This window comes from Streptococcus mitis (assembly GCF_026782865.1).
GTDB classification, from domain to species: Bacteria; Bacillota; Bacilli; order Lactobacillales; family Streptococcaceae; genus Streptococcus; species Streptococcus mitis_CG.
The window spans coordinates 20267-32592 of record NZ_JAKUXK010000004.1 but is presented as its reverse complement, the minus strand read 5'-3'; the positions used below and the strand labels follow the sequence as shown (position 1 = coordinate 32592).

The 12326-nt window shown below is 38.1% G+C and carries 11 protein-coding genes and 1 pseudogene; all 12 read right to left on the bottom strand.

Annotated features, from left to right (window positions below):
- Positions 1 to 23: 23 nt before the first annotated feature.
- Positions 24 to 1766: a glycoside hydrolase family 13 protein gene (locus tag MK482_RS02340; protein WP_268717875.1), complete on the bottom strand. Its 1743-nt coding sequence runs from the start codon at positions 1764 to 1766 to the stop codon at positions 24 to 26.
- Between the two features lie 173 nt (positions 1767 to 1939).
- Complete coding sequence (locus MK482_RS02335; RefSeq protein ID WP_268717874.1) at positions 1940 to 2431, bottom strand: phosphoribosylanthranilate isomerase; 492 nt, start codon at positions 2429 to 2431, stop codon at positions 1940 to 1942.
- 63 nt (positions 2432 to 2494) lie between these two features.
- Entirely contained in the window at positions 2495 to 3376 is an 882-nt protein-coding gene (locus MK482_RS02330) for a diacylglycerol/lipid kinase family protein (RefSeq protein WP_268717873.1), read from the bottom strand.
- 111 nt (positions 3377 to 3487) lie between these two features.
- A pseudogene (locus tag MK482_RS02325) lies at positions 3488 to 3646 on the bottom strand (hydrolase); the annotation flags it as partial.
- Between the two features lie 524 nt (positions 3647 to 4170).
- A complete protein-coding gene (locus tag MK482_RS02320) occupies positions 4171 to 4398 on the bottom strand; it encodes a hypothetical protein (RefSeq protein WP_268717872.1) in 228 nt (75 codons plus the stop codon).
- A 226-nt stretch (positions 4399 to 4624) separates the two neighbouring features.
- Positions 4625 to 5593: a hypothetical protein gene (locus MK482_RS02315; RefSeq protein ID WP_268717871.1), complete on the bottom strand. Its 969-nt coding sequence runs from the start codon at positions 5591 to 5593 to the stop codon at positions 4625 to 4627.
- Positions 5590 to 6738, bottom strand: a complete 1149-nt coding sequence (locus tag MK482_RS02310; RefSeq protein ID WP_268717870.1) for a DNA cytosine methyltransferase — start codon at positions 6736 to 6738, stop codon at positions 5590 to 5592. Before MK482_RS02310 ends, MK482_RS02315 begins: the two co-directional genes overlap by 4 nt.
- A gap of 210 nt (positions 6739 to 6948) precedes the next feature.
- Positions 6949 to 8307: a 23S rRNA (uracil(1939)-C(5))-methyltransferase RlmD gene (gene rlmD / locus MK482_RS02305; RefSeq protein ID WP_268717869.1), complete on the bottom strand. Its 1359-nt coding sequence runs from the start codon at positions 8305 to 8307 to the stop codon at positions 6949 to 6951.
- A gap of 73 nt (positions 8308 to 8380) precedes the next feature.
- A complete protein-coding gene (locus MK482_RS02300) occupies positions 8381 to 9355 on the bottom strand; it encodes a DUF1002 domain-containing protein (RefSeq protein WP_268717868.1) in 975 nt (324 codons plus the stop codon).
- 73 nt (positions 9356 to 9428) lie between these two features.
- Positions 9429 to 10043 (bottom strand): cell wall hydrolase Pmp23, encoded by a 615-nt coding sequence (pmp23, locus tag MK482_RS02295; RefSeq protein WP_268717867.1) that lies wholly within the window; start codon positions 10041 to 10043, stop codon positions 9429 to 9431.
- Positions 10043 to 11017: a nucleoid-associated protein gene (locus MK482_RS02290; RefSeq protein ID WP_000356103.1), complete on the bottom strand. Its 975-nt coding sequence runs from the start codon at positions 11015 to 11017 to the stop codon at positions 10043 to 10045. The genes pmp23 and MK482_RS02290 overlap by 1 nt, the downstream gene beginning before the upstream one ends.
- Positions 11018 to 11024: 7 nt before the next feature.
- Complete coding sequence (gene glyA / locus MK482_RS02285) at positions 11025 to 12281, bottom strand: serine hydroxymethyltransferase (protein ID WP_268717866.1); 1257 nt, start codon at positions 12279 to 12281, stop codon at positions 11025 to 11027.
- Positions 12282 to 12326: the final 45 nt, after the last annotated feature.

Genomic DNA, 12326 nt, shown 5'->3' with positions numbered 1-12326 from the left:
TTCCTGTCGCTCATAATTGCTCTTTAATGAAAAACCACAAATCCATTTGGAGAAATCACAAGCTGATTCTCCAATTCTTGGCAATTACTTGCTAGTGCTACTGTTTCTTTCTCTACAACACAATCTTCTGTTGATTGGTTGAATATAACTTTGAGAACCTGTCCTTCGTATTTCCATTCCAGAGCTACTAGATCTGGTTTGATTTCTTGAAGATCATACTTACCATGCTGAATGGTTGCTGACGCTTGTTTTCTAATATTAATCAGCTTCTTCATGAAATTCAGCATATCATTGTCACTTGATACACGTTCCCAAGGCATACAACGACGACAATCTGGATCTGGTCCTCCTGTCAAGGCAAGCTCGGTTCCATAATAGATGCAGGGTGTTCCTTTTTGTAAAAAGAGAAAGGCTAGGGCTGATTTGACAAGTTGAACGTCTTCATTGGCCGTCCACAAGATTCGTTCTGTATCATGCGAATCTAGAAGATTAAACATGACCTCTGAAATCTGCTGCTTGTAATACATAGATTGGCCATTGATTTCATCGATGAACTGGTCTGTCTTCTTAATTCCTCGTAAGAAATACTCTTTGATACTATCAGATAAAGGATAATTCATGACCGCATGGAACTCATCTCCATTTAGCCAAGGCTGAGACGTATGCCAGATTTCTCCTAAAATATAAAGATCAGGTTTTTTAGCTAAAACTGCTTTTCGAAAATCCTTCCAAAACAGATGATCAATCTCATTAGCCACATCCAAACGCCAAGCATCTATATCAAACTCTTCAATCCAATAAGTCGCAACCTTTAAAAGAGAGTCCTTGACCTCTTGATTGGCTGTATTTAGCTTAGGCATATAGTCCTCGAAACCAAAAGCATGATAGGGTAACTCTCTCCTATTGGCTAGCTTTTCAGTTGTCACTGGGAATTGTTGTATATGGAACCAATCCTTATAAGCAGACTGTTCACCATTTTTGACAACATCTTGCCATTGAGGAGATTGCGAACCAATATGATTAAATACAGCATCCAGCATGACTTTCATGCCACGCTGATGAGCTTGCTCGACCAACTCTCGAAAGGTTTCCTTGTCTCCAAAATGACGGTCAATTTCAAAGTAATCTGTCGTATTGTACTTATGATTGCTCGTAGATTCAAAAATCGGACAAAGATAAAGTCCAGTAATGCCCAAGTCTTGCAAATAATCCAGATGGTCTATAATCCCTTGTAAATCACCACCAAAGAAATCATCACTCTTAGGTGTGAGAGATGAATCCCAGTCTAAAGTCCCTTCTGGGTTTAATCGAGTATTTCCATTAGCAAATCTCTCAGGAAATATCTGATACCACACCGTATTTGAAACCCAGTCAGGTACATAACAAGCATCAATCTCATGTATATACGGAATTTTAAAGCCATTTCCTTCGTAATGAAGATTCTCTAGCGTGTTTTCTACACATCCCTTATCGCCATACAAAATACTTTGACCTTCTGTATCCGTGACTTCAAAGAGATACTGGATACGTGCAAAGTCAACGGACACTTCAACCTGCCAATAATCAAAGATGGCATCAGAAGTGATCTTGACCATTTTCTTTGTATCTTGATAAAACTCCTCCATAAAAATAAAAGGATCCCCATAATGCAAGTTGATGCTTTCAATGTCCCCTTTCTTAGTTCGAATCCGAATATGGAGTTTCTTATTCTTATAAAGATAGGTAAACTCCGACTCAGGCCTATGGTAAATAGCGCTTAATTCCATCAATTTGTCTCCTTAAGTTCTAATTCAAATTTTACGCAAACATTTTCATAATTGTGATTCTAGTATACTACTTTCGTATTTTATTTTCAAGGCTTGTCCGTAGATTCTAGTGGTTTGGTTCTATAAATAAAAAAGCAGCTAGTCTTACAACTTGCTACTTTTCAAATGATGATTTACAAATGTCTTTCCAGCCACTCAATTTTTTTAAAATCCTTATTGTTATTGTGCTCATTTCGATAAGAATCTTGGGAAGAAGCCTTGTAAATGCTTAAAAACTGTTCCAAACTTGGAACGCGAAAAGTGATGTTTTCGAGATGAATCAACTCTATATCCGATTCCGAAACTCCTGCAAAATCAGATAAAGAATTGATACTTCCGAATTCAACACTCAGACCATCTTTTTGGAATTCATGCTCATGAATATCTATTAAGGCGTAACCTAAGTGATTCATCACTTTCATTATCTTGTCCCACTCATAAATTCTGAGATGATCGGGTGCTTCCCAACCTCTAGGGTCACCAGGCACATGAATGTCAATGTCAGACGGCCTCCATTCTTCATTTGATCGGTATTCAAACCCCAAAGACCCCATGAGCGTCGGAGTGATTCCGACTTGGTTTAAATGAGAACAAATTGTTCGAAATTCATCAAATAGAGAATTCATTCCTCCTCCAATCGTTGATATAGAACTTAATTTCGTTGTGAATAATAAACTAATTTTTACCTTCTACTCTTTCGGTTTTGAAAATATTTCTACTCGTTGAGCTAGAACTTTGATTTCTACAGGTAGGTTATCCGATTTATCGCCGTCAACATCTGACTCCAATTCACTATCTGAAGAGATTTTAATATTACGCGCTCTGATATACTCAATATTATCATTGCCAACAACATCTCCTTTTAGTAAATCAGGAATGACGGATAATTTGGAGAATAGAGACGCATCTTTCAGAATCAAAATGTTGGCATAGCCGTCCTTGTTTTCTTCAAAGATTTTCTTATCAGCGAAGTAATTTGTCAAGAGAACCAAAACATGGCTAGCTTCACCAATATAATTTCCATTTTCTGTCTCAACCTTAATGTTAAAGACCTGATCCGTCATGACAGACTTCATGGTATTTACAGCATAGGCTAAAATACCGAATTTTGTCTTGTCCTCGATTTCAACATTGTGAATCGCCTCAGGCAGAGAACCAATACTAAAGATATAACCAAAATAATTGTTATTCGCTTTACCGATATCAATCTTATTGGTTAAATCAAAATCCAGTTCATCAATTGCGCCATCGATGTCTTGATTGATTTCCAACAGTTTTGTAATGAGGTTACCCGTACCGCCTGGGATAATACCCAACTTAGGAACGTAGTCTCTCTCAGCAATACCTGAAATGACTTCGTTTACAGTCCCATCTCCCCCAAAAACAAGGACAGCATCATAACCTTCTTCTGAAGCTTCTGAAGCGAAGTTAGTCGCATCCAGCGCCTTTTCGGTAATTTTGGTTTCCACGTGCTCAAAGTATTCTTTTGCTTTATTTTCCAGCTTATCTTTGTAATCCAAAGCCTTCTCGCCACCAGAAGTAGGGTTGATAATTAACATTGCTTTTTTCATTGATTTTCTCCTTAATATTCGTTAGAAATCTTTATATTTCATTATATGAAACTAAATGTATCCCTATTATACAATGAAAATACAGAAAAGAGAAATCTGACGTACTGGAGATTAATGAGTTTTTATTCTATTTTCCCATCTAATGACTACATCCTTTAGGGGTTCATACAAGTAAGAATAGGCCTTATCCTTAATCCAATCAGGAATACCATAAGCTGCCTCTGCAATGCTGCCAGTGATTGCAGCGAGTGTGATAATATCCCCTGCCATTTCTGACAACTTTTCATCCTTGATATAATGGTCGATATCAATGGCGGCTATGTCTCCTGCAAGTGCAATGCCGATACCATCCAATGAACCTATTTGCTCCAGTACCTTTGAAAGGGTAGAGAACTCACTTAAATTTCTTGTATCAGCATTATGTCCTTTAATGCGCTTTGGCACCTTGATTCGGTTAACTTTGACAATCTCATACTTCCATCCACAGAAATACGGATATTCCTTTAACTCCTGTTGTAAAGATTCATACATATACTTTCCCTCCTTTCCTCAAATATTTGAGAATTATCCCTTTCCATAATATGGACATTTGAAGGGTTGTTCTGCAAAACTTTTTTCAATTTTTTCTATACCGCCTTGATAGACTTATTCGCAGAACTGTAATCAATGTCCTCATACCTTGCGATATCACGGATTGAAAAACCATCCATGAACATGACGAATCTCCGATACAGCACAGGTGTGAGATTCTCACGAAGTCACTCATCAATAAGCCTTTCCATCTCACGCCTTGCCTAGTCTTCAGCCACGTCCTCTTTGGTTGCCAGATCCATACCTTCATAAATGCCTCCCCCTATGTGATAACCAAAATGCCTTGCTTCCTTCTTCTCAAGGTTCTTTGTCTGTCTAGTATCATCATCGAGAATATATACCAGTTCTTCTATAGCCTCTGTATCATCTTCCTCAATCTGCAAGACCACAGGACCATCCAGGTACGGATTGTTGTAACGAATTTCTGTCATATACCTTCCTTTTCGCTTGATACGAAAAGAGCCGGTATACAATAGCCATTGGAAGAATAGAAAGACAACGTTTTTTAGAACAAAGATAAAAAAGTAAGAGCAACCATTTCTGATTGCTCTTACTCGTTTCCACTATGCGTTAACATTGTCTTTTGAATTTAATATATTAATTTATATTTCTATTCAATTTACAACAATGCTCAATCCATAGATTTTGAAAAAGGAATTAATCGCTGAACAAACTTCCAAAATTATATCTCCACTGTAATGCAAAGCTCATTCCTATTTTCCCATCTAATGGACTACGTAAAAATCTATTCCACTCATTATCATTTGGATACCTACCATTATCTTTCTGCGTGAGAATTACCCAATTTTCTGCCGCATTAATAATTGCTTGTATATCCGGCGTCATTTCTTTTATCCCTAAAATTCTTTCCAATGATTCTTGAGGAATAGGTGTCTTTCCATCTTTCAATGCTTTTTTGTTTTTCTTATCAAAATCTTTTTCAATCAGATGTATTGTGGTAACTAGATTTTTACCATCAATCAATACGCTTTCCATTAATTTTACTATCGCATTTGCTTCCCAATCACTTTGATTTACATATGATAAAAATCTCATTGTCTTTTTCAAAATCAATTCATCGCTATATAAATTTCTAATACTTTTCGCCATAGTACAGAGTTTTGAATCAGCAATTTCAGTTTTATTCAAATATTTAATTTCAAGAATCTGCAATCTAAATGGTGTTCTTTTCTTTGCTTCTTGATAGTTTGTTAATAGAATAATTGCATCATATTCATTTCCCAACAATCTTTCATATGCAGAAAAATAAGGCTCACTTGTGTAATAATTCGTAGATGGAGACTTGACGCCTAATTCCAATTCTGGAATATCAACCCCCTTTGCAGGATTAACATTAAGTGCTACTTCTGAATTAAATACATACTTCTCAAGCACACAAACAAGTAGTTTTTCAATAACACTTCCAACCGTCTTTCCATCAAGATTTGGCAAACGACCTTCATTCTGCAATGTATTAAACCATGATGGCAGATTTCCAGTGCTGTCTATACGTTTCAAAATAGAACTAATATCGCCAAGGTGATTCCCATCTAATACCTGGTTTATTTTTTCTTGAATTAAATCAATATTTGATTTAATCATTTCTTTTTTATGTTCTAATGTCATTTTGTTTCCTCCATAAAATCAAATAACGAAAGGTTAGTAGACTCAATTGTAATTGTCTTTCCTGATAGTAATTTTTTCATTGCATAATCTATAATTTGTGGTGGAACAGCATTTCCATATAACTTGTACTGATTGTAAACTTTTGTCGCATCGCAATGATGATCAGGAAATCCCTGAATTCTCGCATACTCAACATTTGTCAATCTTCTAAATCTATCTCCAATCTTATAACGTTCATAATGTCGACTAGTCGATGCTGTTAAGGTTGGCGCCGTGCCTTCTGTGCCAAATATAGAATATCCCATTCGAGCACCACCTGACTGATTATATAAAATTTGAACCCCATTATAATACCTATTTACATACTGGCTATTCTTAATTCGTTCAAGAGTATCTTCTGTAAAATCAAATGAGTCATCTACTTCTTTTTCAATTATTTCGCACAATCTCTTTTCTGGAAGATATTGCCTTTCTGGAATATCATATGACACATATTTTTCTCCTAATGCCATCCCCCATGTACAAAATTTTCTTTTACTTTCTACAATGATAGGCCACAAAGTAGGTCTCATAATAATGTCAATAGCCTTTGTAGGCAAATTTACTAATTCATCTTTTTCCAAAAAAATACTATGATTTGCCTGAGTATCTTTGGAACCCACAATAATAACTCTTTCACGATGTTGTGCTAATCCAAAGGATGCCGCATTAAATACACGCCATTCAATTTTATAATTCAATGCAGATAATGCTGCTAATATCGTTTTAAAATGGCTGCCTCCCTTCATAAACAAAAGACTATTTACATTCTCCAAAATAAAATACTTTGGATTTTTTTGTTTAAGTACATTTACAATCACTTCAAATAAAGTACCTCTATAATCTTCTATCCCTTGTTTTTTTCCAGCTTTTGAAAAAGGTTGACACGGAAATCCTCCTGTCAATATATCATGATTAGGGATATCATTAACAAAGTCATGGATGTCGCCTTCAACAAATATATCATCTTCAAATGCGTCTTTATATACTTTAGCTGCAATAGGATCAATATCATTTGCCCATATTGTTTCTAAATTATTTTTATCTGCTGCGAGACGAAAACCGCCAATTCCAGCAAACAGCTCTATTGTCTTTAAATTTTGCATTGCATATCACCTCTATTAACTAATTATTCTATACATAGCAATTACTTTACCATCAATATTTAAATCATCACTTACATCTTTGTATCTTGAGACCCTTCAACATCCCAATCGATGTTTACATATCCGTCGACCTTTTCCCTACTGAATAAGACAACCGCCTCAGCATGATGCGTCTGTGGGACTCAAAAGGTTTGGGGAACCTTTTGAGGATTAACTACGTTTCTCCAACAAGCTTACACACTCCACATGGTGCGTTTGAGGAAAAAGATCCACTGGTTGTACTTTCTTCAACTCATATCCCAACTCTTGGTAGAGTTTGATATCACGTGCCATAGTAGCGACATTACATGAGATATAGGCGATGCGATCAGCTCCTGTTTGGGCGCTTGCTTTGATAAAGCTTTCTGTCAAGCCCTTGCGTGGAGGATCAACCAAGATAACGGTTGGTTGAATTCCATCTTTAAGCCAATTTTTCATGGCATTTTCGGCTGTATCACAGACATAGTGGGCGTTTGAAATATTGTTTAATTGGGCATTCTTCTTGCTATTCTCAACCGCTTCTGGAATTACCTCAACACCATAAACTTCTTTGACATGTTTCGCAACAGAGAGGCCAATTGTTCCAATACCAGAATAAGCATCGATAACCACATCATCTTCTTTTAATTCAGCAAAGTCAATGGCTGTTTGATAAAGTTTTTCAGCCATTTCAGTATTGACTTGGTAAAAAGCGGGTCCAGCGATTTGGTAGTCATTTCCCAACATCTGGTCAGTGACAAAGTCTTGTCCATAAAGTGTGCGCCATTCCTTACCAAAAATAGCATTAGTGTTCTGGTCGTTGATATTTTGCATAACAGACACAATCTCTGGGAATTGTTTGATTAGTTGTTCAATTAATTGATCAACACGAAAAACTTTGGGACGAGTTGTAACCAAGATAACCATGATTTGTCCAGAATAGTGTCCACGACGCACCACAAGATTCCGAATCAAGCCAGCTTGTTCCTTTTCATCATAAGGTTTCAGGTCATAACGGCGGAGCAAATCGCGTAGGGCTACTACTACCTCATCAATCGCGGGATCTTGGATAAAGAAATCTTCAAGAGGCATGAGGTCGTGGGAATTCTTACGGAAAAATCCAGTTTCCAAGACACCATTGACTCGACGAACAGGGACCTGTGCTTTGTTGCGGTACTTGATTGGATTTTCCATACCAAGTGTTTCAGCAACCTCTACATCAGCAATCCCAGCAATCTTGTATAGACTGTCCTTGACTTGCTTGGTTTTAAACTTGAGCTGTTCTGAATAGGCAAGATGTCCTAAATCAGCGATTCCTGAACGCAGGTAAGCCAAATCTAGATCTTGGTTACGGTGTGGTGATTGGACAAGGTATTCCTCAACCTTCCCAAAGCCAATCTTTTTATTAACCTTGAGGACACGCATGAGGATTTTTTCACTCGGTAAAGCATTCTCTACAAAAAATACCAAACCATCTACCTTGGCCACTCCTGCACCTTCATGGGTCAAGTCAACAATTTCAACTTCTACAATATCATTTTTCTTTAACATTCTTTTCTCTTTCTATTGGCCGACAAAAAAGACGGCAACGTTACTGTTACCATCTATTATACCATGATTTTTCTTAAGAACCAAAACTCTTGAAGAAGTTGACTATGGCTTGCCAGAGGGAACTTAAGAAGTTACCCCCGTCCTCCAGCGCCTTATCCGCATCAAAGTTAAGGTTGATATTTTTAAAACTGTCGCCAGCTTGTGAAACAATACTTTGTTTAAGGTCATTTAGGGTTTTAGTGAAGTCTGCATTGCTAAGGATATCACTTTTTGAGAGATTTAAAGCAAAATTGATGATGATATTGATCTGGTTTCCTGTTATAACCTGATCAAGTTTATAATTTTTTAAGGTATCTTCAACGATTTTACGGACATCTTCCTCTGTCAGATTTCCCTTACTTTCTTTAGCTTTGGCGAGTCCTGACTTGATATCGGCTAGGGCAACGTTTAATTTATTAGCATCATAGCCTGATTTGTCCTTGTTTTCAGCATTGATATCGGACAGAGCCTTCAGCTCTTCTTGAGCCAAGTCTTTATTAGCTTGTGGTACCTTGGCTCCATTAGCTTCTAGCGAATAGTAAATCCCTGCTAAGGCACTTTCTCCTGTAACGGGAATGGGTGCTGCAACTGTAATTTTGGCATGCTCAACTCCCAGCGTCACTGCTGCATTTCGGTACATATCCTGAGTCACCTTAGTGATGTTTTCTGGTGTTTCAATCTTGACCTCAAGGGGCGACTTGTCACCCAGTTTTTGAATTTTGGCTGACGAATACAGTTGTAAGCTAGAGTCATTGGCCACATTCATAATTTTAGAATAGACATCAGGCGTCATGGTCTTGAGTTCTTTAGTGTCTGTTGAGGAATTGTAGCCTAGTTTTTTAAGAGTTTGATTTTTTTGGTCTTCTGACAATGATGAACCTAGGACATATTCAGGTTGGACATAGCTTTCATCGATGACTTTTTGAACATCTGTTGCTGCATGGGCGCTATTCATAGCTGTTACTGCCCACAAGACCGCAGCACTGGTCAGAAAGAGTTTCTTTCTCATAGGGAATTCCCTCCTTTACCTTTCTAGAGTAATATATCTATCTTAAAGAAAACTTATAACAAAAACACCTGGACTAGCCAGATGTTGAAAAGAGAGTGAAACATTTGATGATATAAAGGTTGAGTTGCACCTGTCTAGAATAATAATAGTTTCCCCCATTTACGTAAAGTTCAGCACCGTGAAAGATAGAAATAGGGTGAATATAACTATAAGTCTTTCCAGTGGTATTGCCAAGCAAAGGAGCAACAGTATCACGGGAGTACTGTTTGGCCAGTACTAGGGTATTTTCCTTGCCATTTTGAGCGATATAATCAATATAGGCGGGACCAAAATTATAGGCTTGAACAGCCGTCCAGACATCTACCCCCTTCTTCTGAGCCAGATAGAGATTGTCTGTCAGAGTTTGAACACCTTGCCGAATGCTAGAGGCATTATCATTGATGGTGTTGGTTGAGCCACTTGCAGACTCACTAGACTGCATAACATCGCCTTCTTTTCCTTTTGTTTCGGTATAAATCATAGCGAGCACAAGCTCTTCGTTTGCTGGGGTATCTTTTTCACTCAAGATTTCTCGCACCATGGGTTGATAGGTCATAACTTGCTTGACATCTTGGTGAACGCGGTAAGCTTTATATCCAGCAAAAAGGAAGACTGCTAGTACAAGCACTCTTCGAATTCGTTTAAACATTATTTACTTTGGATATCCTCGATATTTTTGATTAAGATAGAGTAGGTTCCATTGTCGTTTTGGATAAACTCAACAGACTCGGCGTCTTGATAGACGTTATTGGGAACGATGAGCTCAATTCCATTTGACAAGGAAAGTTTTTGGTTTTCAAATTTTTTAAGCTGACGACTGGCATCAATTTCATCAAATTGAACAGGTTCTGGGACAGCTTCTTTAACTTGGTCAATAAAGCTCAAACGAGCCGTCAGATTATTGTCAAAAAGATCGTTGGCCAATTTTTCAGGTGACAATTCATTGCTTTCTTCTAGGTTGTTGAAAATCGCTGATTTGACCTTAGATTGAAATTGAAAATCATCTGTGTTAAAAGTTTCAGCAATTCTCTGGGCTGTTTTTTCCAGTTCTTTGATAGATTTCTTAGGTGAAATCTTAGGGGCTACGGCAAGGAGATTTTCTGAAAAATAGTTCAAGAAAGTCCCATTGTACTTGATTCGTTTTTCAATCAGATGGTACTTGCGGCTCTGAAGATTAACCACCAAGGCCTCATCAGCTCCTGTTCCAAATCCAGGTAAGTTATTTTGAGTTAGCTTGATTGGATTATCAACCTCTCCCCCGAGGTGGGTCAAGGTCTCACGCAGGGCAATTCGTAAGAAAGCGAAATGTTCTACACCTTCTTTAGAAAATTGCACAAAAATCAAGTCATTGGTCTTAAGATTTTCTGAAATGCTAAACTCCTCTTTCCAGAGATTAGCCAGCGTCACTGATGTCTCCAACAAATCGTCTGTAATATGATTGAAGAAGGGATTTTCTTCCTCGAAAATCCCAGTCTTGGCTTCATCTGAATACACACGTTCGATTTTTTTGCGCAGGTATTCTTCGATTTTTGGAGTGATATTGAGAAACTTATCCGCTAGGAACAGCTCGGTATCATCCGGACTGAACTGGTGAATAATGGCTTTCTTAATATAAATATCCATAAAAATTTTAGTCCTCGTATAATGGGAAGCCATCTGTCAATTCTTTGACTGCACTTCTCACTTCTTCTAAGACAGCCTCATTTTCTGCACTCTTAAGGGTTTTAATGATGAGCTCAGCCACTTTACGACTTTCTTCCTCACCAAATCCACGTGCAGTGATGGCTGCTGCTCCGATACGAATACCACTTGTCTTGAATGGTGACAAAGTTTCGTAAGGGATTGAGTTTTTATTTAAGGTAATATTGACTTCATCCAGCAAGTTTTGAGCAACTTTTCCGTTTTCTACAACCTTAGTCACATCCACTAGGAAGAGGTGGTTTTCAGTTCCTCCAGAAATGATACGGAAATCAGGGTCTTGCAAGAAGACATCTGCCATAGCCTTGCTGTTCTTGATAACATTAGCAGCATATTCCTTGAAGGATGGATCTAATACTTCTTTGAAGGAAACTGCCTTAGCAGCAACAACATGCTCCAAAGGACCACCCTGAATACCTGGGAAAATAGCTGAATTGATTTTCTTAGCTAAGTCTTCATCATTGGTCAAAATCAAACCACCACGTGGTCCACGAAGGGTTTTGTGGGTCGTTGTTGTAGTGATATGAGCGTATGGCACTGGGCTTGGGTGAAGACCAGCTGCAACCAAACCAGCGATATGGGCCATGTCTACCATGAGCTTCGCCCCAACAGCGTCCGCAATTTCACGGAATTTTGAGAAGTCGATAATTTGAGAATAGGCTGACGCACCAGCTACAATCAGTTTTGGTTTTACTTTTTGGGCTTGTTTCAAAATAGCATCAAAGTCCAAGAATTCCGTTTCAGGATCCACACTATAAGAAACAAAGTTGTAGGTTTGACCAGAGAAGCTTACAGGAGCCCCGTGGGTCAAGTGTCCACCTGCTGCCAAATCCATCCCCATAACGGTATCACCTGGCTCAATCAAGGCCATGTAAGCAGCACAGTTGGCTTGGCTTCCTGAGTGAGGTTGGACATTGGCAAATTTTGCACCGAAAATTTCTTTTGCACGTTCAATAGCTAGAGTTTCTACCACATCTACAACATCAGTTCCACCATAATAACGGCGTCCTGGGTAGCCTTCGGCGTATTTATTCGTCAAGATAGACCCTTGAGCTGCCATAACAGCCTTGGAAACTACGTTTTCCGAAGCAATCAACTCGATATTATTTTGTTGGCGTTCTTCTTCTTTGGCAATAGCATTCCAGAGATCAGCATCGTATGCTTTAAAATCATCTTTATCAAAAATCATAGGTCTTCTCCTTTATATTGTGACAGGTCTTTTAGTTTGGTTTTG